This window comes from Aeromonas sp. R5-1 (assembly GCF_040908265.1).
GTDB lineage: Bacteria > Pseudomonadota > Gammaproteobacteria > Enterobacterales > Aeromonadaceae > Aeromonas > Aeromonas caviae.
The window spans coordinates 19,561-43,512 of the sequence record NZ_JBFODJ010000125.1 but is presented as its reverse complement, the minus strand read 5'-3'; the positions used below and the strand labels follow the sequence as shown (position 1 = coordinate 43,512).

The following is a 23,952-nucleotide window of genomic DNA, read 5'->3' as shown; positions in this document are numbered from 1 at the left end:
GCGCCAGCATGGTGTGACCCAATGAAAAAGGCGCCCCTGGGCGCCTTTGCTGCATCAGACCGGCTTAAAGCTTTTCGAGATCCCGTTCTATCTCGCTGATCTTGTTCTGCACCACTTTTTCCAGATGACGCAAGTCGCGCAGTATCTTCTGCTTGATGTCCGGATCGGCGGAAGGCTGGCCGCCCTGGGTCAGATTGTCCAGCTCATCCACCACGTATTTGAGGTTGGCGTTGATCTCGGTGACATCTTTGTACTCATGGGTCCCCGAGTCGACCAGCATGGTCTTGCGCTGGCGGGGGTATTTGAATTTGACGCTCTTGGCGAAGAATTCACCCTTCTGCTTCTTGAAATAGATCTTGAGGATGTCGTGGTTGGCTTCCTGGCGCAGGGTGTAGCTGTCCACCGAGGTGGGTTCCTGGATCCCCAGGCTCTTGAGATTCTCGTACATCGGGCTTCCTTGGTTTGAAACGATCCTGACCCCTCTATCTTACCCGAGTCCGGACGCCTTGCCTGTGACAGGCGCGCCAAATTCAAACTGGTGTCAAAAAGGTCTTTTTTAATCAACGAGCCAAGGGGGAGGGGTGAACGCCTTGCCAGCACTGCCATAAGCGGTATCGTCTCATGGGGGTGTGCAGTGCTGGTGGGGCAGGGGAGTTGGCGTCCACCCATGAGAGCGGGCATGAAAAAGGGCACCAGAGGTGCCCTTGATGACATCGGCGTGGATTACTCGTCGATGGAGCGCAGCAGGGCGTTGATGCCGACCTTGGCGCGGGTCTTGGCATCCACCTTCTTGACGATGACGGCGGCGTAGAGGCTGTACTTGCCGCACTTGGAGGGCAGGGAGCCGGAAACGACCACGGAGCCGGCCGGGACTCGGCCGTAGTGGATTTCGCCGGTTTCGCGGTCATAGATGCGGGTGGACTGGCCGATGAAGACCCCCATGGAGATGACGGAGCCTTCCTCGACGATCACCCCTTCCACCACTTCGGAACGGGCACCGATGAAGCAGTTGTCTTCGATGATGGTCGGGTTGGCCTGCAGTGGCTCCAGTACGCCGCCGATGCCGACGCCGCCGGAGAGGTGCACGTTCTTGCCGATCTGGGCGCAGGAGCCCACGGTGGCCCAGGTGTCGACCATGGTGCCTTCATCGACGAAGGCGCCGATGTTGACGTAGGAGGGCATCAGCACGGTGTTCGGGGCGATGAAGGAGCCTTTGCGCGCGGTCGCGGGCGGCACGACGCGTACACCGGCAGCCTTGAACTGCTCTTCGGTGTAGTTGGAGAACTTCAGGGGAACCTTGTCGTAGTACTGGGCATCGTCGCCCTTGATGATGCCGTTGTCGTTGATGCGGAAGGAGAGCAGCACGGCCTTCTTCAGCCACTGGTGGACGACCCACTCGCCGGCAATCTTCTCGGCAACCCGTGCTTTGCCGGAGTCCAGCAGGTCGATGGCTTCCAGAATGGCGGCCTTGGTGGCGGCATCGACGGAGCCGGGGGTGATGGAGTCACGGCGCTCGAAGGCCGCTTCGATGGTCTGTTGCAACTGGGTCATGACAGGTTTCCTTTATAAAATTCTGTTTGTTGTATCACACTTTTCCAATCGTTTTTAAGGGCTCTCGCCGATTTCTTCAGAATCAGGGCGATTTATTGTACTTGAGTGGTCCAACCATTTGTTCTGATTGAGGAATCAATATGTCAAAAAGCCTCTTTCGAGGCTTCATCCGAGCGTGTCAGGCACTCTCGCCAACCGGTTCCTGGGGGTTGAGCTGATTGACCAGCCTCTCCTCGAGGGCTTGCTGCTCCTCCGGGTTCAGCGGCTCTCCGGCCAGGGTGGTGAGGCTGAAGAAGTCCTCCACCCGCTCACCGATGGTGGTGATCTTGGCGGCATGGAGGGAGAGGCCGCACTGCTGGAACACGGCACCGATACGGGCCAATAGGCCCGGAGTGTCCAGGGCCGTCAGCTCCAGCAGGGTGTGGCGGTTTTCCCCCTTGTGGGGCAGGAAGACCACCCTGGTCGGCACGCTGAACTGGCGGTGGCGTCTGGACAGGGGCTTGCTGCGCAGCACCAGCTTGCCCGGCTCCTGAAGGGCTTTCTCCAGCGCCTTCTTGATGGTGGCGGTACGGTTGGGGCTGATGGGCTCGCCGTTCGGTTCCAGCACGATGAAGGTATCGAGCACGTAGTCGTTGCGCGAATTCATGATCTGGGCGTCGTGGATGCTGAGGTTCTTCTGATCCAGCGCCGAGGCCACGGTGGCAAAGAGGTTAGGGGTATCGCGACAATAGATGAACACCTCGCTACCGCCCCGTATGGGATGCTTGCCGATGAGCACCAGGGGGGCCGGGTTGTCACCGTGGGCGATGATCTTGCGGCAGTGCCAGGCGATCTGCTCCGGGCTGTGGCGCAGGAAGTAATCGGCCTTGAAGTCGTTCCAGAGGGCGGTGACCGCCTCCTGTGGCACCTCGCGCTGGGTCAGGATCTGCCTGGCCTGGCGCTGGTTTTCACGGATCTTGAGGCGCATGTCCGGCGGGTTTTCCAACCCCTGGCGCAGGGCCTTCTGGGTGGCGAAGTAGAGTTCGCGCAGCAGGGTGCCCTTCCAGTCGTTCCACAGACTGTCGTTGGTGGCACAGATGTCGGCCACGGTCAGGCAATAGAGCAGGTCGAGGTGCAATTCATCCCGCACCTTCTGGGCGAAGTCGGTGACCACGTCCGGGTCGTAGATGTCGCGGCGCTGGGCGGTGACCGACATCAGCAGATGGTGGCGCACCAGCCAGGCGACCAGCCGGCTCTCATAGCGATCCAGCCCGTGCAACTGGCAGAACTCCAGCGCATCCACGGCCCCGAGTTCGGAATGATCGCCGCGCCTGCCCTTGGCGATGTCGTGGAAGAGGGCGGCGATGCTGAGCAGCTCGGGCTTGCGCAACTGGGTGAACACCTCGTGGCAGAGCGGGTGAGTCTGGCGGCTGGCCGTATTCGGGAAGCGATGGATGTTCTGCAGCAGCCGATGGGTGTGCTCGTCCACCGTGTAGGCGTGGAACATGTCGAACTGCATCTGGCCGACGATAAGGTTCCACTGGGGCAGGTAGGCCGCGAGGATCCCGTACTTGTGCATCAGGGTGAGCGGCTGGCCGATGCCGTTGGGGTGGCGCAGGAGCGCCATGAAGAGACGGCGACACTCGGGTAGATCTTGCAGCCAGCAGTTGAGGGTGCGTCTGGCCTCGCGCAACTGGCGCAAGGTGGCGGAGTGGATGCCGGCGATCTCCGGGTGCTGGGCTATCTGGTAGAAGAGTCGCAGGATGGCGGCAGGATCCCGGCCGAACAGCTCGGAGTCCACCGCATCGATGAGGCGGCCGCGCAGCTGGAATTCGTCGCTGATGCGGCGCACGTCCATGGCGGTGTTGCCAAGAATTGCCTCGTCAAACAGTTGCAGCAGCATCTCGTTGAGTTCGGCCACCCGTCGCACCGTCTGGTAGAAGCGCTTCATCATCTGCTCGACCGGGCCGTTTCCTTCCCCCTCGAACCCCAGCATCTGGGCCACGGTGCGCTGGCGGTCGAACAAGAGGCGGTTGTCCCCCTTGTTGATGGCCATGTGCAGGGCGAAGCGCACCTTCCACAGGAAGTTCTGACAGTCGAGCAGCTCCCGGTACTCGGCCCGGTTGAGAAAACCGTGGCTGGTCATCTCGAACAGGGTGGTGGCGCCGAAGTGGCGGCGGGCGACCCAGGCCAGGGTCTGGATGTCGCGAAGGCCCCCGGGATTGTTCTTGAGATCCGGCTCCAGCTTGTAGGCGGTGCCGAGAAACTGCTGGTGGCGCAGGGCCTGCTCTTCGCGTTTGGCACGAAAGAAGGCTTCGCTCGGCCAGAAGTGCTGGGGCTGGGTGGCCGCCTGCAACTGCTCGAATCCCGCCAGGCGACCCGTGATGTAACGGGCCTCGATGAGGTTGGTGGCAACCGTGATGTCGTTGCGACCCTGCTCGATGCACTCGGCCACGTTGCGCACCGACTGGCCCACCTCCAGCTTGAGATCCCACAAGAGGGTGATGAACTCGCCGATGCGAAGCCCCAGCACCTCGTCCAGTTCATCTCCTTCGTAGAGGATCAGCAGGTCGATATCGGAGTGGGGATGGAGTTCGCCGCGGCCATAGCCGCCTACCGCGATCAGGGTGAGCTCGGTCCTGTCGAAGCCGAACTTGTGCCAGAGCCTAGTCAGCAGCGCGTCCATGTATTCGGAGCGGGTGGCTACCAGTTCGATGATGTTGTCACCGGCGTCGAAGCGCTCATGCAGCCAGGCGAGAAAGCGGCTCAGGTACTCCTTGCAGTTGTCACGGGTGAGCTGATCGTCTGGGAGCAGATGGGGAGAAAGCAGGCTGGCATCCATGGCATGTCACACTCTCGGTCGGGCCGGGTAAAGAGCAACCCCGGCGCGCGGCCGGGGTTGAATGTCAAACGTGGCGGATAAAACGCTCGATAGTGTCGTCGGGGCGCAGGGTCAGGACCTCGCAGCCATCCTCGGTCACCAGCAGGGTGTGCTCCCACTGGGCGGAGTCGCCGCCGTCCTTGGTGGTCACGGTCCAGCCATCCTTCGGATTGACCTTGCAGTGGTACTTCTTGCTGTTGACCATGGGCTCGATGGTGAAGCACATGCCCGCTTTCAGCTCCAGCTTGCCGCCGTTGCGGTAGTGGAGGATCTGCGGCTCTTCGTGGAACTCGGCACCGATGCCATGGCCGCAGTAGTCGCGTACCACGGAGAAGCCGGCCTGCTCGACGATGGGCTGGATGACGGCGCCGATCTCGGTGATGCACATGCCCGGGCGCACCCGCTTGATGGCGGCATAGAGGCTATCCTGGGCCACCTTGCAGAGCTGGCGGCGCAGGGGGGTGGTCTGGCCCACGATGAACATGGCGGAGGTATCGCCGTGATAACCATCCTTGATGACGGTGATATCCAGATTGATGATGTCCCCTTCCCGCAGTTTCTTGTGGTTCGGGATGCCATGGCAGATGACATCGTTCACCGAAGTACAGATGGACTTAGGGAAGCCGTGGTAATTGAGCGGCGCGGGGATGGCCTGCTGCACGTCGACGATGTAGTCGTGGCAGAGGGTATTCAGTTCGTCTGTGGTGACGCCCGCCTTGACGTGGGGGGCGATCATGACCAGCACGTCGGCGGCCAGCTGGCCGGCGACACGCATTTTCTCAATCTCTTCCGGTGTCTTGATTTTAATGGACATGGGATCTCTCTTGGGGCCTGATTGCGCATCCTGCCGATGCCCAACAACCAGGTAATGAAAAATAGATGCGTTTGCAATCAGGGCGAAATTTTATCCCCAACCCCCGTTTACTTCCAGTGTGATCGTCATCGCAACGTCATCAGGCGGTCGCACCATGGTTCGGGATCCATTTTTAGCACCCGGGCTGGTGGTGTCATGACCAAAGTTATGGTATAAAGCGCGCCGGAATGGGGAACTCGTGTCCTCATGCCATCACCCTTACTCAACAACACACACACATCGACACATATGCCGGGGTGCCTTAACGGGTCGGTTATATGGGATGTGTGGAGGCCTAACCCCAATACAGAGGTATAAAATGGCTAAAGTTTCTATGCGCGACATGCTGCAAGCCGGCGTTCACTTCGGTCACCAGACTCGTTACTGGAACCCGAAAATGAAGTCCTACATCTTCGGCGCCCGCAGCAAAGTTCACATCATCAACCTGGAAAAAACCGTTCCGATGTTTGACGATGCCATGAACTTCATCAGCTCCGTAGCTGCCAAGAAAGGCAAGGTACTGTTCGTAGGTACCAAGCGTGCCGCGTCTGAAGCCGTCAAAGAAGCCGCTGAGCGTTGCGACCAGTTCTATGTTAACCACCGCTGGCTGGGCGGCATGCTGACCAACTGGAAAACCGTTCGTCAGTCCATCAAGCGCCTGAAAGATCTGGAAACCCAGAGCGAAGACGGTACCTTCGACAAGCTGACCAAGAAAGAGGCGCTGATGCGTACTCGCGAAATGGAAAAGCTGGAGAAGAGCCTGGGTGGTATCAAGAACATGGGCGGCCTGCCTGACGTTCTGTTCGTTGTCGATGCCGACCACGAGCACATCGCTATCAAAGAAGCCAACAACCTGGGTATCCCGGTAGTTTCCATCGTTGATACCAACTCCAACCCGGACGGCGTTGACTATGTCATCCCGGGTAACGACGACGCTATCCGTGCCGTACAGCTGTACCTGAACGCTGCTGCTGACACCGTTCTGGAAGCCCGCGAGCAGGACATCGTTGTTCAAGCCGAACAAGATGGCTTCGTTGAAGCTGAGTAATTGATAAGGACTGAAAAGCCCTTATTAACCAAGCTGATGTAATTGGTTAGCAGGGGCCCTTGTGGCCCCTGTTTCTTGTCAATTCAAGACCGAGGATACTGGACATGGCAAACATTTCTGCCGCCCTGGTAAAAGAACTGCGCGAGCGCACCGCCGCTGGCATGATGGATTGCAAAAAAGCGCTGGAAGAAGCCAACGGTGATATCGAGCTGGCTATCGAGAACATGCGTAAATCCGGTCAGGCCAAGGCCGCCAAGAAAGCTGGCCGTATCGCCGCTGAAGGTGTGATCTTCGCCCGTACCGAAGGCAACGTTGCCGTCATGATCGAGCTGAACTGCGAGACTGACTTCGTTTCCAAGGATGCCGGTTTCCTGGCCATGGGTCAGAAGATCGTCGAGATCGCTGCTACCCAGAAAATCGCTGACGTTGACGCGCTGAAAGCCGCCGACTTCGGCAACGGCGAGTCCGTCGAGCTGACCATCACCAACCTGATCGCCAAGATCGGTGAGAACATGAACCTGCGTCGCGTGATGCTGGTTGAAGGTGACAACCTGGGCACCTACGTTCACGGCTCCCGCATCGGTGTTATCACCAAGCTGGTTGGCGGTACCGACGAGCTGGCCAAAGATCTGGCCATGCACGTTGCTGCCAACAGCCCGCAATTCGTCAAACCGGAAGACGTGTCTGCCGAAGTCGTTGCCAAAGAGCGCGAAATCCAGATCGACATCGCCATCAACTCCGGCAAGCCGAAAGAGATCGCCGAGAAGATGGTTGAAGGCCGCATGAAGAAGTTCACCGGTGAGGTTTCCCTGACTGGTCAACCGTTCGTGAAAGATCCTTCCATGACCGTTGCCGAGCTGCTGAAGAAAGAAGGCGCTGACGTTGTTTCCTTCACCCGTTTCGAAGTGGGCGAAGGCATCGAGAAGCAAGAGACCGACTTTGCTGCTGAAGTAGCAGCCCAGATCGCGGCCGCTCAGAAGGCCTAATCGAACCGGTTTTTCCGTTTCCCCAGACCGCGACTTATGTCGCGGTCTTTATATGACCAGGAATCAGTGACATGAGTACCAATCCCAAGCCTGCATACAGACGTGTTCTTCTGAAGTTGAGTGGTGAAGCCCTGCAAGGATCCGAGGGTTTCGGCATTGATCCGGCGGTGCTGGAACGGATGGCCCAAGAGATCAAAGAGCTGGTTGAGCTGGGTGTTCAGGTCGGTCTGGTCATCGGTGGCGGCAACCTGTTCCGTGGTGCCGGCCTTGCCAAGGCAGGCATGAATCGCGTGGTGGGTGACCACATGGGCATGCTGGCGACCGTCATGAACGGCCTGGCCATGCGTGATGCCCTGCATCGTGCTTATGTGAATGCCCGCCTGATGTCGGCCATCTCCCTGCAAGGGGTCTGCGACTCCTACAGCTGGGCCGAAGCAATCAGCCAGCTGCGTGCCGGCAAGGTGGTGATCTTCTCTGCCGGTACCGGCAACCCCTTCTTTACCACCGACTCGGCAGCCTGCCTGCGCGGTATCGAGATCGAAGCCGACGTCGTGCTGAAAGCCACCAAAGTCGATGGCGTGTTCACCGATGACCCGGTCAAGAACCCGGATGCCGTGCTCTATCAGGAACTGAGTTATGATGAAGTTCTTGAAAAAGAACTCAAAGTGATGGATCTTGCTGCTTTTACCCTGGCCCGCGACCACGATCTGCCGATCCGGGTGTTCAACATGAACAAACCGGGCGCGCTGCGCCGCGTGATCATGGGTGAGCCGGAAGGTACCCTGATCCACCAGGCCAGCAAGTAAGGCAAGTGTGAGCCCCAGGCTCGCTTGTCCATTACGCCAGTCAACAAGATAGATACGAGCCGCCTGTCGGCTCGTTCGCCAAAAGGAAAACCACTGTGATCAACGAGATTAAAAACGACGCCAAGGACCGCATGGGCAAAAGCGTAGAGTCGCTGAAGACCCAGATGTCCAAGATCCGTACCGGCCGTGCTCACCCGAGCCTGCTCGACGGCATCCAGGTGGAGTATTACGGTGCTGCCACTCCTCTGAAGCAGTTGGCCAACGTGGTGGCAGAAGATGCCCGTACTCTCTCCATCTCCATCTTCGATCGCTCCATGATCCAGGCGGTGGAAAAAGCCATCCTGACCTCCGATCTGGGCCTGAACCCGTCCAGCAACGGCCAGACTCTGCGCGTGCCGCTGCCGCCGCTGACCGAAGAGCGTCGCCGTGATCTGACCAAGATCGTCCGTGCCGAAGCCGAAGGTGCCCGGGTTGCCATTCGCAACATCCGTCGCGATGCCAACGCCGATCTGAAAGCCCTGCTGAAAGAGAAAGAGATCTCCGAAGACGACGACCGTCGCGCCCAGGAAGAGATCCAGAAGCTGACCGATACCTTCATCAAGCTGGTGGATGACGCCCTGGTTGTGAAGGAAAAGGAGCTAATGGAAATCTAAGCCTCCGACAGGTATATTACGAGCGCCGTGTAGTGCCCCTGCACGGCGCTTTTGTCTTTGTGGGAGAAATGAATGTCGCTTTTGGCAGCGCTAGGCGATAGCGCCAGCTCGTCCTTGCCCCGTCACGTCGCCATCATCATGGATGGCAATGGTCGCTGGGCCCAGAACCGCGGCAAGATGCGGGTTTCCGGGCACAAGGCGGGCGTGAAATCCGTGCGTGAGGCCGTGGCCTTTGCCGCCCGTGCCAAGATGGAGGCGCTGACCCTGTTTGCGTTTTCCAGCGAGAACTGGCGCCGTCCGGAAGGGGAAGTCAACGCCCTGATGGAATTGTTCATGACGGTGCTGGGTCGCGAGGTGAGCAAGTTGCACAGCAACGGCATTCGCCTTCGGGTGATTGGCGACACTGCCCGCTTCAGCGAGCGGCTGCAGGCCAAGATCGCCAAGGCCGAGGCCCTGACCGCCAACAATCAGGGATTGACCCTCAATATCGCCGCCAACTATGGCGGTCAGTGGGACATCGCCCAGGCGGCCCGGACCCTGGCACGGGCCGTGGCGGCGGGTGAATTGGATGCCGAGGCGGTCGACGAGGCGGCATTGGGTCGTCATGTCTGCATGGCTGATCTGCCCCCCGTGGATCTGTTGATCCGCACCGGCGGGGATCATCGCATCAGCAACTTTGTCCTGTGGCAGCTCGCCTATGCCGAACTCTATTTTACCCCGGTCCTGTGGCCCGATTTTGACGAGGCCGAGTTCAGTGGGGCAGTTGCCTCCTTCGTTGCTCGCGAGCGTCGCTTCGGGTGTACGGGTGAACAGATCCGGGAATTGATCGCCGCGCAACAGACCGGCTAAACCCCGCTCCCAAGAGAGAGGTTTCTTTTGCTAAAACAACGAATTATTACCGCATTACTGTTAGTACCCCTGGTGTTGGGGGCGCTGTTTTTTCTGCCGTTGAAATTCTTTGCCCTGCTCGCCGCCCTGGTCTTTCTGCTGGCCAGCCGTGAGTGGAGTGCCTTCGTCACTGCCCAGCCGCAACAGTGGTTGCCGCTGGTGTTCTGTCTGCTGCTGGGGGCCAGCCTGTTTTGGGTGCCCGTGGAGCAACTCTGGATCCCCCAACTGCATCCGCTGGTGATGGGCGTGCTCTGGACCGCTGTCAGCTGGTGGCTGCTGGGGCTGGTGCTGGTGCTGCGCTACCCGCAAAGCGCCAGGCTGTGGCGTGAATCCATCTGGCTCAAATCCCTGTTCGGTCTGGTGACCCTGGTTCCCTTCTTCTGGTCCCTGGTGGCCATTCGCGGTTACAACTTCTACCACGACCCCATGATGGGAGCCTGGATCCTGCTGTTCGTGATGGGACTGGTCTGGGCGGCAGATTCTGGCGCGTATTTTTTCGGCAAGGCGTTCGGCAAACACAAGCTGGCACCGGCCGTGAGCCCGGGTAAAACCATCGAAGGCATGCTGGGTGGGCTGTTTACCGCCAGCCTGCTGGCCATCGGCGTGACCTGGTTCATGGGCTTCGTGCCTGCCAAGATGGGCACCGTGCTGCTCTGTTCTCTGCTGGCGGTGCTGGCCTCCGTGCTCGGCGATCTGGCCGAGAGCATGTTCAAGCGGGAAGCCGGCATCAAGGATTCCGGCACCCTGTTGCCGGGCCATGGGGGCATTCTCGATCGCATCGACAGCCTGACGGCGGCGCTGCCCGTCTTCCTGCTCAGCTACCTGTTGCTCGGTCCGGAGTTTTGATGTTTCGCGCACTGATGATCCCGGGAGCGTCCCGCTCCATCAGTCTGTTACCCAATCAGGAGTCTTGATGCAAAACCTGGTGATCCTGGGAGCGTCAGGCTCCATCGGTCAGAGCACCCTCAAGGTACTGCGCCACAACCCCGGGCGCTGGCAGGTGCTGGCGCTGACCGCTGCCCGCAGCGTGGATGCCATGCTGCGCGACTGTCTCGAATTCTCCCCCCGGTTCGCTGTCATGGTGGACGAAGGCGCCGCCAGCGATCTGGCGGGTCGGCTCAAGGCTCACGGCAGCACCACCTGGGTGTTGTCCGGTCAGGCAGCCCTGTGCGACGTGGCTGCTCACCCCGAGGCCCACAGCGTGATGGCGGCCATTGTCGGTGCGGCGGGTCTGGCACCCACCATGGCTGCCGTGCGCGCCGGCAAGCGCATTCTGCTGGCCAACAAGGAGGCGCTGGTGATGTCCGGAGCCTTCTTCATGGAGGCGGTGCGAGAGCACGGCGCCGAGCTGCTGCCCATCGACAGCGAACACAACGCCATCTTCCAGTGCCTGCCGGTCGACGTGCAGCGCCAGCCCGGTTTCTGCGATCTGGCCGGGGCGGGGATCAGCAAGATCCTGCTGACCGGCTCCGGCGGACCTTTCCGCTATGCCGATGTGGGTGAATTGCACCATGTCACCCCGGCGCAAGCCATTGCCCATCCCAACTGGTCCATGGGGGCCAAGATCTCGGTGGACTCCGCCACCATGATGAACAAGGGGCTGGAGTACATCGAGGCGCGCTGGCTGTTCAATGCGGCCCCCGAGCAGATCCAGGTGGTGATCCACCCCCAGTCCGTCATTCACTCCATGGTGCAGTACAAGGATGGCTCCGTGCTGGCCCAGCTCGGCAACCCGGACATGTGCACCCCCATTGCCCACGCTCTGGCCTATCCGGAACGGATCGAGTCCGGTGTGGAACCTTTGGATTTCTTCAGTGTCGGAGAGTTCAGCTTTATCCGGCCCGACTATGAGCGCTATCCCTGTCTGGCGCTGGCCATGAGCGCGTGCCAGCAGGGGCAGGGGGCGACCACCTCCCTCAATGCCGCCAACGAGGAGGCCGTCGCGGCTTTTCTTGCAGAGCGGATCGGATTTATGGATATTGCCAGAGTCAACGAATCCGTCATGGCCGAGCTGGGCAGCAGTGCTGCCGGCTCTCTGGCGGATCTCATCGCCCTGGACGGTACGGCCCGAGCCCGTGCCCAGCAACTGATAAAGGAGCTTGCCGTATGAACGGACTGTGGTGGCAGCCAGCCCCTCTCCATGCTCTCGAGCGCAGGACTGGACATGACCGCGAGGTACGCGGCTGATGGGCGGGGTTCTGTGGAATATCGGCGCCTTCATCGTGGCTCTCGGGCTGCTGGTGGCGGTGCATGAATTTGGCCACTTCTGGGTGGCTCGTCGTTGCGGCGTCAAGGTGGAGCGCTTCTCCATCGGCTTTGGCAAGGCCATCTGGCGTCGCCTTGGCAAGGATGGCACCGAATACGTGCTGGCCCTGATCCCCCTTGGCGGTTACGTCAAGATGCTGGATGGCCGGGTCGACGAACTCAAACCGGGGGAGGAGGCGCAGGCCTTCAACCACAAGAGCGTCTGGGCCCGGATGGCCATCGTCGCGGCCGGCCCCATGGCGAACTTCGTGTTCGCCCTGTTCGCCTTCTGGCTGATGTTCATGATAGGGGTGCCGAGCGTCAAACCCGTGGTGGGCGAGGTGCGTCCCGCCTCCATCGTGGCAGAGGCCGGCATCCTGCCAGGCATGGAGATCGTCGGCGTCGGCGGCGAGGAGACCGGTGACTGGGAGAGCGTCACCTACGCCCTCATCAGCCACCTTGGCGATGACTCGGTCCAGCTCAAGCTCAAGGCGGCCAACACCAGCTATGCAGTGGACAAGACCCTGCAGCTGGCAGGTTGGAAATTCGATCCGGACAAAGAGTCACCCATCGGGAGCCTCGGGATAGTGCCCCTCGGTGGCAAGGTGCTGCCCGTGGTGGAGGCCGTGGTGCCATCGAGCGCCAGCGAGAAGGCCGGCCTTCAGATAGGGGATCGCATCAAGGGGGTCGATGGAGATGCCATCACCGAATGGACCCAGTTTGTCGAGCGTGTCCAGCAGTCACCGGCGCAGCCGCTGCAGGTGACGGTGGAGCGCGGGGGCAGCGAGATGATCCTGATCCTGACCCCGGACGGGAAGAAAGTGAAGGGCCAGCTGGTCGGTTTTGTGGGCTTGTCGCCGCAACTGGTTCCATTACCGGATGAGTATCGAACTCTGTTACAGTATGGGCCTTTGCAAGCCCTGTGGCATGGGGTCCAGAAGACCTGGAGCCTGATCACCCTGACCTTCGACATGATAGGCAAGCTGATCGGTGGCATCGTCTCTTTGGACAACCTGAGCGGCCCCATCTCCATCGCCAAGGGGGCCGGCAGCAGCGCCGATTACGGGTTGGTCTATTTCCTCGGATTCCTGGCGCTCATCAGTGTCAACCTGGGGATCATCAACCTGTTCCCCCTGCCGGTGCTCGATGGTGGCCATCTGGTCTATTTCCTCATCGAGGCGATCACCGGCAAGCCGGTATCGGAAAAAATTCAGGAAGTTGGGTTCAGGATAGGCGCCGCCATTCTGATGTTACTGATGGGCATTGCGCTGTTTAATGATTTCGCTCGCCTCTGAGGCCAGAGCATCAACAAGGACACATAAGAACAAAATGGCTGTTAAAAAAGCATTGGTGTTGAGTTGCCTGCTGGGGGCTAGCTTCCTGGCTCAGGCTGCCCCGGCCTCTTTTGTGGTGCAAGACATTCAGGTCGAGGGCCTGCAGCGGGTGACCCTGGGTGCCGCCCTGTTGAATCTGCCGGTGCGGGTCGGTGATTCCGTCGACTCCGTATCCCTGGCGAACGCTATCAAGAAGCTCTATGCCTCCGGCAACTTCGAGGACGTCAAGGTCTATCGCGACGGTCAGGTGCTGCAAGTGGTGGTCAAGGAGCGCCCGACCATCTCCAGCATCGAGTTCTCCGGCAACAAGGACATCAAGGAAGAGCAACTGACCCAGAGCCTGGAATCCTCCGGGATACGCGTGGGTGATCCGCTGGATCGCACCGTGCTCAGCTCCCTCGAGAAAGGGCTGGAAGATTTCTACTACGGCGTGGGCAAGTACTCCGCCAAGGTCAAGGCCATCGTCACCCCGCTGCCGCGCAACCGGGTTGACCTCAAGTTCACCTTCGTGGAAGGGGAAGCGGCCAAGATCCAGCAGATCAACATCGTCGGCAACAACGTTTTCCCGGAAGAGAAGCTGCTGGCCCAGCTCTCCCTCAAGGACGACGTGCCCTGGTGGAACTTCACCGGCGATCAGCGCTACCAGAAGCAGAAGCTGGCCGGTGACATCGAAGTGCTGCGCTCCTACTACATGGACCGCGGCTACATCCGCTTCACCCAGGAGTCCACCCAGGTCTCCATGACCCCGGACAAGAAGGGCGTTTACGTCACCCTCAACGTCAAGGAAGGGGAGCAGTACAAGGTTTCCGGCATCCAGCTCAAGGGCGACCTCATCGACCGCGGCGGCGAAATGAAGGGCCTCATCCCCATCGAGGCGGGTAGCGTCTACTCCGCCAGCCAGGTAACCCATACCGAAGAGGTGCTCTCCAAGTTCCTCGGCCGTTACGGCTACGCCTATCCGAAAGTGGTCACCTTCCCCCAGATCAACGACCAGACCAAGGAAGTGGAGCTCATCGTCAACGTGGAGCCGGGTCCCCGGGTCTATGTGCGCAACATCAACTTCAGCGGCAACGTCACCACCAAGGACGAAGTGCTGCGTCGCGAGATGCGCCAGATGGAGGGCACCTGGCTCTCCTCCGACAACGTCGAGCAGTCCAAGACCCGTCTCAACCGCCTCGGCTTCTTCGAGACCGCGGAAGTGGACACCAAGCGGGTGCCGGGCAGCGATGACCAGGTCGATCTGGACTTCAAGGTCAAGGAGCAGCCGGCGGGGTCCATCAACGCCGGTATCGGCTACGGCACCGAGTCGGGTCTGAGCCTGCAGGCGGGTCTGCAGCAGGACAACTTCATGGGGACCGGCAAGAAGATCGGCATCAACGCCAGCACCAACGACTACTCCAAGAGCGTCGACCTGAGCTATAACGACCCCTACTTCACCGTGGACGGGGTGAGCCTGGGCGGCCGTCTCTACTACAACAAGTTCAGTGCGGCCGACGCCAACATCGTGGACTACGAGAACACCACCGTCGGTTTCCGTCTCTCCAGCGGCTTCCCGGTCAACGAGAACAACCGTCTCGACTTCAGCCTGGGCTACGAAAACAACAAACTGTCCCAGCCCAACCCCTATGTACAGGTGGACGAGTTCTGGAAGGTCTACAACGGCAATCTGGATGGCGACAACCGCATGGTGTTCAACACCGTGGACGTCACCGCCGGCTGGACCCGCTCCACCCTCAACAAGGGTCAGTTCCCGACCTCCGGTGACCGCCAGCGGGTGAACGCCAAGGTGACGGTGCCCGGCATGGATCTGCAGTACTTCAAGCTCAACGCAGAAGATGCCCACTACTTCCCGTTTGATGCCGATCACAAATGGGTCATGCTGGCCAAGGCCCGTGCCTCCTACGGCGATGGCTACGGCACCAATGGCGATTACGAGCACGTCCTGCCGTTCTTCGAGAACTACTACGCCGGTGGTTTCGATACCCTGCGCGGTTTCAAGAGCAACACAGTCGGTCCGAAGGCGCTCTACTACTACAACCTGAGTGGTAACGACGTCATCCAGGGCACTGACAGCTCGGTCGGGGGCAACGCCCTGGCGGTGGCCTCGCTGGAAATGATCGTGCCGACGCCCTTTGCCTCCGAGACCTATCAGCCCCAGCTGCGGACCAGTTTCTTCATCGACGCCGGTTCCGTGTGGGATACCCACTTCGACTACAGCCAGTATCAGAACCGTTGCTTCAGTGGTTGCAACTATCTGATGGACTACTCCGACCCGAGCAACATCCGGATGTCGACCGGCCTGTCGCTGCAGTGGCTCTCTCCCATGGGCCCGCTGGTGTTCGTGCTGGCAAGACCAATCAAGAAATACGAAGGGGACGACACCCAAGTCTTCTCCTTCAACATCGGCCGTACCTTCTAAGGGGAGCGGACGCCCCCCCGCCATGGCGGGGGGAAGCATGATGGGTCGCGCGTTTGCGTGCCTCACCAGGTAACAAGACGATCTCGTGGATCGCTTGCACAATCAGGTAAATCAGGTAGCCCTCGACCGAGGGACCAAGGAGTAAGTGTGAATAAAGTGTTGAAAGTAGCTGGTTTGAGCTTTGCACTGATGGCTGCCGGCATGGGTTCTGCCTTCGCTGAGACCAAGATTGCCGTGGTCGACATGGGCGAAGTCTTCCAAAAGCTGCCCCAGCGTGAAGCCGTTGCCAAGAAGCTGAAGGGCGAGTTCGAGCCGCGCATGCGTGAACTGCAGAAGCTGGAGTCCGACGGTCAGGCACTGGTCGAGAAGTTCAAGAAGGACGAAGCCTTCATGAGCGCCGAACAGAAGAAGCAGAGCCAGGAGAAGCTGGCCAAGCTGCAAATGGAATTCAACCAGAAGCGTCAGGCGTTTGAACAGGACAACGGTCGCCGTCAGTCCGAAGAGCGCAACAAGATCCTGACCAAAGTGCAGGCTGCCATCGACGCCATCGCCAAGAGCAATGGCTACGATCTGGTGCTGGAGCGCAACGCCGCCCCGTATGCAGCCAGCAAGCTGGACATCTCCGGCCAGGTTATTTCTCAGGTTAGCAAGAGCAACTAATTGATGGCATTCACTCTCGCACAGCTGGCCCAGCAACTGGGGGCCGAGGTCCATGGGGATGGGACCCGGGAAATTCGCAAGGTCGCGACACTGGAAAAAGCCGGGGAGGGGGAGATAGCCTTCCTGTCCAACAAGAAGTACCGGCATTTTCTGGAGCAGAGCAAGGCCACTGCCGTGCTCATCACCGAGGCAGACCTGCCGTTTTGCCCCACCAACGCCCTGGTGCTCAAAGACCCCTATGTGGGCTTTGCCCGGGTTGCCCAACTGCTGGACACCACCCCGCAGCCGGCCATGGATATCCATCCGAGCGCCGTCATCGCGGCGGACGTGCAACTGGGCGAGAGAGTGGCCATCGGTGCCAATGCGGTGATCGAATCCGGCGTCGTGCTGGGTGACGATGTGCGCATCGGCCCGGGCTGTTTCGTTGGCAAGGATACCCGACTGGGAGCGCGCTCCCGGTTGTGGGCCAACGTCACCCTCTATCACAACGTGACCCTGGGCACGGACTGTCTGGTACAGGCCGGCACCGTGATCGGGGCAGACGGTTTCGGTTATGCCAACGAGCGCGGCGAGTGGATCAAGATCCCCCAGCTCGGCGGCGTGACCATCGGCAACCGGGTCGAGATCGGTGCCTGCACCACCATCGACCGCGGTGCGCTGGAAGATACCCGCATCGCTGACAACGTCATCATCGACAACCAGTGCCAGATCGCCCACAACGTCGAGATCGGCTACGGCACTGCCGTGGCGGGCTCCACCGTGATGGCCGGTAGTCTCAAGGTCGGCAAATACTGTATCATTGGTGGTGCCTCCGTCTTTAACGGGCACATGGAGATCTGCGACCAGGCCACCGTCACCGGCATGGCCATGGTGATGCGTCCCATCACCGAGCCCGGTATCTACTCTTCCGGCATCCCCCTGCAAACCAATAAAGAGTGGCGCAAGACCGCCGCCCGGGTGATGCGTATCGAAGAGATGCACAAGCGGTTGAGCAAGCTTGAGAAAAAGCTGGATCAAGAATAATCACGATTGGTATAGGGTACTGTTTTGACTACTGAAAAGAAGAGCCTGGGCATCCAGGAAATCATGGATCTGCTGCCCCACCGTTATCCGTTCCTGATGGTGGACAAGGTGGAAAACTACGAGATCAGCGATGAGCGCAAGACCCTGCGCGCCATCAAGAACGTCTCGTTCAACGAGCCGATCTTCCAGGGCCACTTCCCGGCCAAGCCGGTCTTCCCCGGCGTGCTGATCCTGGAAGCCATGGCCCAGGCCACCGGTATCCTGGCCTTCACCATGGTGGGCAAGCCGTCCCCCAACGAGCTCTATTACTTTGCCTCCATCGACAATGCCCGCTTCAAGCGCCCGGTGGGCCCCGGCGATCAGCTGGTGCTGGATGTGGAGTTCCTGAAGGAGCGTCGCGGCATCGCCAAGTTCACCGGTGTCGCCACCGTCGACGGTGAAGTGGTCTGTACTGCCGAACTGATGTGCGCCAAGCGCGAGGTATAACCGTGATCGATCAGACTGCCATCATCCACGACACCGCCATCGTCCATGAGTCTGCCGTCATCGGCAAAGGGGTTGAAATCGGCCCCTTCACCGTCATCGGTGCCGAGGTGGAAATCGGTGACAACACCTGGGTGAGCTCCCACGTGGTGATCAAGGGCCCGACCAAGATCGGTCGCGGCAACAAGATCTTCCAGCACACCTCCATCGGTGAGGATTGCCAGGACAAGAAGTACGCCGGCGAGCGCACCTTCCTCGAGATCGGCGACAACAACGTGTTTCGCGAGAACTGCACCGTGCACCGCGGCACCACCCAGGACCAGAGCCTGACCAAGGTGGGTAGCGGCAACCTGTTCATGGTCAACGTTCACGTTGCCCACGACTGCATCATCGGTGACAACTGCATCTTCGCCAACAACGCCACCCTGGCGGGCCATGTGCACATCGGTGACTTCGTGATCTTCGGCGGTCTGTCTGCCATTCACCAGTTCGGCCGCGTCGGCTCCCACGCCTTCGTCGGCGGCTGCGCTGCCCTGAACAAGGACGTGCCGCCCTACGTGATGGCTGCCGGCAACTACGCCAAGCCGTTCGGGGTCAACTCCGAAGGCCTGCGTCGTCGTGGCTTCAGCGCCGAGGCGATCTCTGCCGTCAAGCGCGCCTACAAGGAGATCTTCCGCTCCGGCAAGACCATTGAAGAGGTGATGCCCGTGCTGAGCGAGATGGCCCAGAGCGAACCTGCCATCCAGCTCTATGTGGATTTCCTCAAGGACAACGAGCGCGGGATCATCCGTGCCTGATCCCATTCGCATCGGCATCGTCGCCGGAGAGACCTCCGGCGACATCCTGGCCGCAGGGCTGGTGCGCGAACTGCAAGCCCGCTACCCGGATGCGCAGTTCGAAGGGATCGCCGGGCCGCGGATGCAGGCTCTCGGCGTGAAGGCGCTGTTCGAGATGGAGGAGCTCTCCGTCATGGGCATCACCGAGGTGCTGGGCCGTCTGCCCCGCATCCTCCAGGTACGCCGCGAACTGCTGCGCCACTTCATCGCCAATCCCCCCGACATCTTCGTCGGTGTGGATGCACCGGATTTCAATATCGGGGTGGAGCTGAAACTGCGCCGCGCCGGTATCAAGACGGTCCACTATGTCAGCCCCTCCGTCTGGGCCTGGCGTCAGGGCCGCATTCACAAGATCAAGGCCGCCACCGACATGGTGCTCGCCTTCCTGCCATTCGAGAAAGCCTTCTACGACCGTTTCGATGCCCCCTGTCGCTTCGTCGGCCACACCATGGCGGACGACATTCCCCTGGTCCCGGATCAAGGGGCGGTGCGCGAGGCCCTCGGCATCGATCCCGCCCGTCGCTGGCTGGCGGTGCTGCCGGGGAGCCGCACGGCGGAAGTGGGCTTCATGGCGCCGGTCTTCCTCGAGGCGTGCAAGCACCTGACGGTTCACAACCCGGATCTCGGTTTCATCGTGCCTCTGGTCAACCAGAAACGGCGCGAGCAGTTCCTCGCCATCAAGGCCGAGGTGGCCCCGGAGCTCGACATGGTGCTGCTGGACGGCCAGGGCCGCGAGGCCATGATTGCCGCCGACGTGGTGATGCTCGCCTCCGGCACCGCGGCCCTCGAGGCCATGCTGGTGAAAAAGCCCATGGTGGTGGGTTACAAGCTCAAACCCTTCAGCTACTTGCTGGCCCAGTGGCTGGTGAAGACGGATTATGTCTCCCTGCCGAACCTGCTGGCGGACAAGATGCTGGTGCCCGAGCTCATCCAGCACGAGTGCACCCCGGCCAACCTGGTGGAAGAGGTGAGCAAGCTGCTGGACCATGACAACAGCGAGCTCATCGCCACCTTCACCCGGTTGCACGAGAAGATCCGCTGCAATGCGGATGTGCAGGCAGCGGAAGCGGTTGCCGCGCTGCTGGAACGCTAGTGGGCTCTGCCTGTGTGTCAGGCGTGATGTTGTGCTGATACTGGCCCTGCGGGGCCGGTTTTGATTCAAGGCTATGAGATGACGATCGATATTCCCGAAGACAAGCTGATTGCCGGGGTGGACGAAGTGGGTCGCGGCCCCCTGGTGGGTGACGTGGTCACCGCCGCGGTGATCCTGGATCCTGCCAATCCCATCCTTGGCCTCGCCGATTCCAAGAAGCTCTCCGAGAAGAAGCGGCTCGCCCTGTTTGGCGAGATCAAAGAGAAGGCGCTGGCCTATGCCATCGGCCGCGCCAGCCCGGCGGAAATCGACGAGCTCAACATCCTGCACGCCACCATGCTGGCGATGCAGCGCGCCGTGGCGGGGCTCAAGGTGACGCCCGAGCTGGTCTTCATCGACGGCAACCGCTGCCCCAGATTGCCGATGGAGGCCCGCGCCGTGGTCAAGGGTGACAGCCTGGTGGCCGCCATCAGCGCCGCCTCCATCCTCGCCAAGGTGACCCGGGACGCCGAGATGACCGAGCTGGACAGCCGCCATCCCGAGTACGGTTTCGCCCGCCACAAGGGCTACCCGACGGCGGAGCACCTCGCCATTCTGGCCGAACGGGGCCCGCTGCCCGAATACCGTCAGAGCTTCAAGCCGGTGCGCCGCGCCCTGGGGATCGAATAACCGATGCCGATCTGTCTGAACGATTTCTGCTTGCGCAATGAGAGGGCGTGACCATGGCTGATCCCCGCTTCATCCACCTGAGGGTGCACTCCGACTTCTCCATGGTCGACGGCCTGCAGAAGATCGGTCCCATCGTCTCCGCAGCCGCCGCCAACAACATGCCGGCCCTGGCCCTGACGGACCAGATGAACATGTGCGGCCTGGTGCGCTTCTACGGCTCTGCCCACGGCAAGGGGATCAAGCCCCTGGTCGGGGCGGATTTCTGGGTGCAGAGCGACGAGCTTGGGGACGAGCAGTTCCGCCTCACCCTGCTCGCCATGGACAACGACGGCTACCAGAACATCACCCTGCTCATCTCCCGCGGCTATCAGCGCGGTCATGTGCAGGGGCGCCCCGTCATCGACAAGGCCTGGCTTGGCGAACATGCCAAGGGGGTGATCGTCCTCTCCGGCGGGCGCGAGGGGGATGTGGGCAAGTTCCTGCTCAAGGGCAACCGCCAGATGGTGGAGCATTGCCTCGCCTTCTACCAGACCCATTTCCCGGATGCCTACTACCTGGAGCTGCTGCGTACCGGCCGCCCGGACGAGGAGGTCTACCTGCACATGGCGGTGGCCATTGCCAGCGAGTTCGAACTGCCGGTGGTGGCCACCAACGAGGTGGTGTTCCTCACCGCCGATGACTTCGATGCCCACGAGATCCGGGTCGCCATCCACGACGGCTACACCCTGATGGACAAGCGCCGACCGCGCCGCTACAGCCCCCAGCAGTACCTGCGCAGTCAGGAGGAGATGGCGGAGCTGTTTGCCGACATCCCGGAAGCCCTGGAAAACACGGTGGAGATCGCCAAGCGCTGCAACGTGACGGTGCGCCTTGGCGAGTATTTCCTGCCCAACTTCCCCACCGGCGACATGACCACCGAAGACTTCCTGGTCATGAAGTCGAAGGAAGGGCTGGAGGAGCGGCTGGCCTTCCTGTTCCCGGATCCGGCGGTGCGGGCCGAGCGTCGTCCCGAGTATGACGAGCGTCTCGACATCGAGCTCAAAGTGATCAACCAGATGGGCTTCCCGGGTTACTTCCTCATCGTGATGGAGTTTATCCAGTGGTCCAAGGACAACGGCATCCCCGTCGGTCCGGGCCGGGGCTCGGGGGCGGGGTCGCTGGTGGCCTATGCCCTCAAGATCACCGACCTGGATCCGCTGGAATTTGACCTGCTGTTCGAACGTTTCCTGAACCCCGAGCGGGTCTCCATGCCCGACTTCGACGTCGACTTCTGCATGGACAGGCGCGACGAGGTGATCGATCACGTCTCCGAGATGTACGGCCGGGAGGCGGTATCCCAGATCATCACCTTCGGCAGCATGGCGGCCAAGGCGGTGGTGCGGGACGTCGGCCGGGTGCTGGGCCACGCCTACGGTTTTGTGGATCGCATCTCCAAGCTGATCCCGCCGGATCCGGGCATGACCCTGGCCAAGGCGTTCGAAGCCGAGCCCAAGTTGCCGGAGCTCTACGAGCAAGACGAGGAGGTCAAGGACCTCATCGACATGGCCCGCCGCCTGGAAGGGGTGGTGCGCAACGCCGGCAAGCACGCCGGTGGCGTGGTGATCGCGCCTACCAAGATCACCGACTTCGCGCCGCTCTATTGCGACGACGAGGGGCATCATCCGGTCACCCAGTTCGACAAGAACGACGTGGAGTACGCGGGCCTGGTGAAGTTCGACTTCCTGGGGCTGCGAACGCTCACCATCATCGACTGGGCCCTTGGCATGATAAACCCCCGTCTTGCCAAAGAGGGCAAGCCGCCGGTGGACATCGCCGCCATCCCCATCGACGACAAGAAGTCGTTCGCCCTCTTGCAGCGTTTCGAGACCACGGCGGTGTTCCAGCTCGAATCCCGCGGCATGAAGGACCTCATCAAGCGGCTGCAGCCCGACTGCTTCGAAGACATGATCGCGCTGGTGGCCCTGTTCCGTCCGGGCCCGCTTCAGTCGGGCATGGTGGACAACTTCATCGAGCGCAAGCACGGCAAGGAGGCCATCTCCTACCCGGACGAGAAGTGGCAGCACGAAAGCCTCAAACCCATACTCGAGCCCACCTACGGCATCATCCTCTACCAGGAGCAGGTGATGCAGATCGCCCAGACCCTGGCGGGGTATACCCTGGGTGGCGCGGACATGCTGCGCCGGGCCATGGGCAAGAAAAAACCCGAAGAGATGGCCAAGCAGCGGGCGGGCTTCGAGGAGGGGGCGGTCAAGAACGGCGTCGACGGCGAACTGGCGATGAAGATCTTCGATCTGGTGGAGAAGTTTGCGGGCTACGGCTTCAACAAGTCCCACTCCGCTGCCTATGCGCTGGTCTCTTACCAGACCCTCTGGCTCAAGACCCATTTCCCGGCGGAGTTCATGGCGGCGGTGATGACCGCGGACATGGACAACACCGACAAGATAGTGACCCTGGTGGACGAGTGTCAGCGCATGGGGCTGACCGTGATCCCGCCGGACGTCAACACCGGTCGCTACCGCTTCAGCGTCAACGAGGACGGCCACATCGTCTACGGCATCGGCGCGGTGAAGGGAGTAGGGGAAGGGCCCATCGAGGCGATCCTGGACGCGCGGGATCGGGACGGTCCGTTCCGCGACCTGTTCGATTTCTGCAACCGGGTCGACATCAAGAAGCTCAACAAGCGGGTGATGGAGAAGCTCATCCTCTCCGGCGCCATGGACAGGCTCGGCCCCCACCGCGCCGCCCTGATGGCGACCCTGGAGGAGGCGATGCGCGCCGCCGAGCAGCACGCCAAGGCCCAGGCGGTGGGGCAGGTCGACATGTTCGGCGTGCTCACCGAAGAGATCGACGACGTCAAGAAGGCGTTCGCCAACGTGCCGCACTGGCCTGACAAGGTGTGGCTGGAAGGGGAGCGCGAGACCCTCGGGCTCTACCTCACCGGTCACCCCATCAACCAGTACAGCAGCGAGCTGCGGCGCTACACCTCGGGCCGACTGTGCGATCTGCATCCCACCTCCCGGGATACGGTGACCACGGCGGCGGGGTTGGTGATCGCGGCGCGCAGCATGGTGACCAAGCGCGGCAACAAGATGGGGATCTTCACTCTGGACGACAGATCCGGCCGTCTGGATGTGACCCTTTTCAGTGAAGCGCTGGAAAAATACGAAGAATTGATGCAAAAAGACCGTATTTTAGTGGTTTCTGGACAGGTCAGCTTTGATGACTTCTCCGGTGGCCTTAAAATGTCGGCCCGCGAGTTGCTGGATATCAACGATGCGAGGGAGCGTTTTGCCAGGGCAATCCGCATCTCCCTCGATGAACAACGCATTGACGAGCGCTTTTTCCCGCGTTTGTGCGAGATTTTGGAGCCCGCCCGTGCCGGAGTCTGTCCGGTTCAGGTAAACTATCGTCGCCCCGGTTCCCGGGTGCGATTGACGCTCGGTACCGAGTGGCGGGTGACGCCCACCGATCAACTGATAGATGACTTGCGAGTCCTGCTTGGACGAGAGCGGGTTGAATTGGTTTTTGATTAGAGGATCTATTGTC

Annotated in this window: 20 protein-coding genes; 16 read left to right on the top strand and 4 right to left on the bottom strand. The window is 60.8% G+C overall.

What is annotated here, in order from left to right:
• Nucleotides 1–64: 64 nt before the first annotated feature.
• The 4 genes from AB5Y64_RS16990 to map form a co-directional block, all read right to left on the bottom strand.
• On the bottom strand, nt 65–448 hold the full coding sequence (locus tag AB5Y64_RS16990) for a DUF3461 family protein (protein ID WP_039039426.1): 384 nt from the start codon (nt 446–448) through the stop codon (nt 65–67).
• Nucleotides 449–723: 275 nt separating this feature from the next.
• Nucleotides 724–1,551: a 2,3,4,5-tetrahydropyridine-2,6-dicarboxylate N-succinyltransferase gene (gene dapD, locus AB5Y64_RS16985; protein ID WP_010673400.1), complete on the bottom strand. Its 828-nt coding sequence runs from the start codon at nt 1,549–1,551 to the stop codon at nt 724–726.
• A 178-nt stretch (nt 1,552–1,729) separates the two neighbouring features.
• Nucleotides 1,730–4,372, bottom strand: a complete 2,643-nt coding sequence (gene glnD, locus AB5Y64_RS16980) for a bifunctional uridylyltransferase/uridylyl-removing protein GlnD (RefSeq protein ID WP_323939444.1) — start codon at nt 4,370–4,372, stop codon at nt 1,730–1,732.
• A gap of 64 nt (nt 4,373–4,436) precedes the next feature.
• Nucleotides 4,437–5,225 carry a type I methionyl aminopeptidase gene (map, locus tag AB5Y64_RS16975; protein ID WP_010673402.1) on the bottom strand — a complete coding sequence of 263 codons (789 nt, stop codon included), beginning with the start codon at nt 5,223–5,225 and terminating at the stop codon, nt 4,437–4,439.
• 358 nt (nt 5,226–5,583) lie between these two features.
• On the opposite strand from map, the gene rpsB reads away from it, so the two are divergent.
• The 16 genes from rpsB (at nt 5,584) to dnaE (ending at nt 23,939) form a co-directional block, all read left to right on the top strand.
• The gene (gene rpsB, locus AB5Y64_RS16970) at nt 5,584–6,312 is read left to right on the top strand and encodes a 30S ribosomal protein S2 (RefSeq protein ID WP_010673403.1); all 729 of its coding nucleotides are present in this window, start codon (nt 5,584–5,586) and stop codon (nt 6,310–6,312) included.
• Between the two features lie 104 nt (nt 6,313–6,416).
• Nucleotides 6,417–7,298, top strand: coding sequence for a translation elongation factor Ts (gene tsf, locus AB5Y64_RS16965; protein WP_010673404.1), 882 nt, complete (start codon nt 6,417–6,419; stop codon nt 7,296–7,298).
• A gap of 71 nt (nt 7,299–7,369) precedes the next feature.
• Nucleotides 7,370–8,104: a UMP kinase gene (gene pyrH / locus AB5Y64_RS16960; protein WP_010673405.1), complete on the top strand. Its 735-nt coding sequence runs from the start codon at nt 7,370–7,372 to the stop codon at nt 8,102–8,104.
• A gap of 95 nt (nt 8,105–8,199) precedes the next feature.
• Nucleotides 8,200–8,757: a ribosome recycling factor gene (frr, locus tag AB5Y64_RS16955; protein ID WP_010673406.1), complete on the top strand. Its 558-nt coding sequence runs from the start codon at nt 8,200–8,202 to the stop codon at nt 8,755–8,757.
• Between the two features lie 72 nt (nt 8,758–8,829).
• Complete coding sequence (gene uppS, locus AB5Y64_RS16950) at nt 8,830–9,606, top strand: polyprenyl diphosphate synthase (protein WP_039039427.1); 777 nt, start codon at nt 8,830–8,832, stop codon at nt 9,604–9,606.
• Between the two features lie 27 nt (nt 9,607–9,633).
• Nucleotides 9,634–10,491, top strand: a complete 858-nt coding sequence (locus AB5Y64_RS16945) for a phosphatidate cytidylyltransferase (protein ID WP_029313939.1) — start codon at nt 9,634–9,636, stop codon at nt 10,489–10,491.
• A gap of 67 nt (nt 10,492–10,558) precedes the next feature.
• Nucleotides 10,559–11,755: a 1-deoxy-D-xylulose-5-phosphate reductoisomerase gene (gene ispC, locus AB5Y64_RS16940; protein ID WP_113977718.1), complete on the top strand. Its 1,197-nt coding sequence runs from the start codon at nt 10,559–10,561 to the stop codon at nt 11,753–11,755.
• Nucleotides 11,756–11,831: 76 nt separating this feature from the next.
• Nucleotides 11,832–13,184, top strand: a complete 1,353-nt coding sequence (gene rseP, locus AB5Y64_RS16935; protein WP_052815754.1) for a sigma E protease regulator RseP — start codon at nt 11,832–11,834, stop codon at nt 13,182–13,184.
• Nucleotides 13,185–13,218: 34 nt separating this feature from the next.
• Nucleotides 13,219–15,642, top strand: a complete 2,424-nt coding sequence (gene bamA / locus AB5Y64_RS16930; protein ID WP_049636276.1) for an outer membrane protein assembly factor BamA — start codon at nt 13,219–13,221, stop codon at nt 15,640–15,642.
• 147 nt (nt 15,643–15,789) lie between these two features.
• Nucleotides 15,790–16,302 (top strand): OmpH family outer membrane protein, encoded by a 513-nt coding sequence (locus AB5Y64_RS16925; protein WP_102948817.1) that lies wholly within the window; start codon nt 15,790–15,792, stop codon nt 16,300–16,302.
• 3 nt (nt 16,303–16,305) lie between these two features.
• The gene (gene lpxD / locus AB5Y64_RS16920; protein WP_039039449.1) at nt 16,306–17,325 is read left to right on the top strand and encodes a UDP-3-O-(3-hydroxymyristoyl)glucosamine N-acyltransferase; all 1,020 of its coding nucleotides are present in this window, start codon (nt 16,306–16,308) and stop codon (nt 17,323–17,325) included.
• A 24-nt stretch (nt 17,326–17,349) separates the two neighbouring features.
• Nucleotides 17,350–17,811 (top strand): 3-hydroxyacyl-ACP dehydratase FabZ, encoded by a 462-nt coding sequence (gene fabZ / locus AB5Y64_RS16915; RefSeq protein WP_010673414.1) that lies wholly within the window; start codon nt 17,350–17,352, stop codon nt 17,809–17,811.
• Nucleotides 17,812–17,813: 2 nt separating this feature from the next.
• A complete protein-coding gene (gene lpxA, locus AB5Y64_RS16910; RefSeq protein WP_080988583.1) occupies nt 17,814–18,605 on the top strand; it encodes an acyl-ACP--UDP-N-acetylglucosamine O-acyltransferase in 792 nt (263 codons plus the stop codon).
• Nucleotides 18,598–19,737 (top strand): lipid-A-disaccharide synthase, encoded by a 1,140-nt coding sequence (gene lpxB, locus AB5Y64_RS16905; RefSeq protein ID WP_039039432.1) that lies wholly within the window; start codon nt 18,598–18,600, stop codon nt 19,735–19,737. The genes lpxA and lpxB overlap by 8 nt, the downstream gene beginning before the upstream one ends.
• Before the next feature lie 78 nt (nt 19,738–19,815).
• A complete protein-coding gene (gene rnhB, locus AB5Y64_RS16900) occupies nt 19,816–20,406 on the top strand; it encodes a ribonuclease HII (RefSeq protein WP_039039433.1) in 591 nt (196 codons plus the stop codon).
• Between the two features lie 53 nt (nt 20,407–20,459).
• Nucleotides 20,460–23,939 carry a DNA polymerase III subunit alpha gene (gene dnaE / locus AB5Y64_RS16895; protein ID WP_201921522.1) on the top strand — a complete coding sequence of 1,160 codons (3,480 nt, stop codon included), beginning with the start codon at nt 20,460–20,462 and terminating at the stop codon, nt 23,937–23,939.
• Nucleotides 23,940–23,952 lie beyond the last annotated feature (13 nt).

What these genes read in the sequence shown, in the direction of transcription:
- AB5Y64_RS16990 (WP_039039426.1), bottom strand. Translation starts at nt 448, where the DNA reads ATGTACGAGAATCTCAAGAGCCTGGGGATCCAGGAACCCACCTCGGTG.
- dapD (WP_010673400.1), bottom strand. Translation starts at nt 1,551, where the DNA reads ATGACCCAGTTGCAACAGACCATCGAAGCGGCCTTCGAGCGCCGTGAC.
- glnD (WP_323939444.1), bottom strand. Translation starts at nt 4,372, where the DNA reads ATGGATGCCAGCCTGCTTTCTCCCCATCTGCTCCCAGACGATCAGCTC.
- map (WP_010673402.1), bottom strand. Translation starts at nt 5,225, where the DNA reads ATGTCCATTAAAATCAAGACACCGGAAGAGATTGAGAAAATGCGTGTC.
- rpsB (WP_010673403.1), top strand. Translation starts at nt 5,584, where the DNA reads ATGGCTAAAGTTTCTATGCGCGACATGCTGCAAGCCGGCGTTCACTTC.
- tsf (WP_010673404.1), top strand. Translation starts at nt 6,417, where the DNA reads ATGGCAAACATTTCTGCCGCCCTGGTAAAAGAACTGCGCGAGCGCACC.
- pyrH (WP_010673405.1), top strand. Translation starts at nt 7,370, where the DNA reads ATGAGTACCAATCCCAAGCCTGCATACAGACGTGTTCTTCTGAAGTTG.
- uppS (WP_039039427.1), top strand. Translation starts at nt 8,830, where the DNA reads ATGTCGCTTTTGGCAGCGCTAGGCGATAGCGCCAGCTCGTCCTTGCCC.
- ispC (WP_113977718.1), top strand. Translation starts at nt 10,559, where the DNA reads ATGCAAAACCTGGTGATCCTGGGAGCGTCAGGCTCCATCGGTCAGAGC.
- rseP (WP_052815754.1), top strand. Translation starts at nt 11,832, where the DNA reads ATGGGCGGGGTTCTGTGGAATATCGGCGCCTTCATCGTGGCTCTCGGG.
- bamA (WP_049636276.1), top strand. Translation starts at nt 13,219, where the DNA reads ATGGCTGTTAAAAAAGCATTGGTGTTGAGTTGCCTGCTGGGGGCTAGC.
- lpxD (WP_039039449.1), top strand. Translation starts at nt 16,306, where the DNA reads ATGGCATTCACTCTCGCACAGCTGGCCCAGCAACTGGGGGCCGAGGTC.
- rnhB (WP_039039433.1), top strand. Translation starts at nt 19,816, where the DNA reads ATGACGATCGATATTCCCGAAGACAAGCTGATTGCCGGGGTGGACGAA.
- dnaE (WP_201921522.1), top strand. Translation starts at nt 20,460, where the DNA reads ATGGCTGATCCCCGCTTCATCCACCTGAGGGTGCACTCCGACTTCTCC.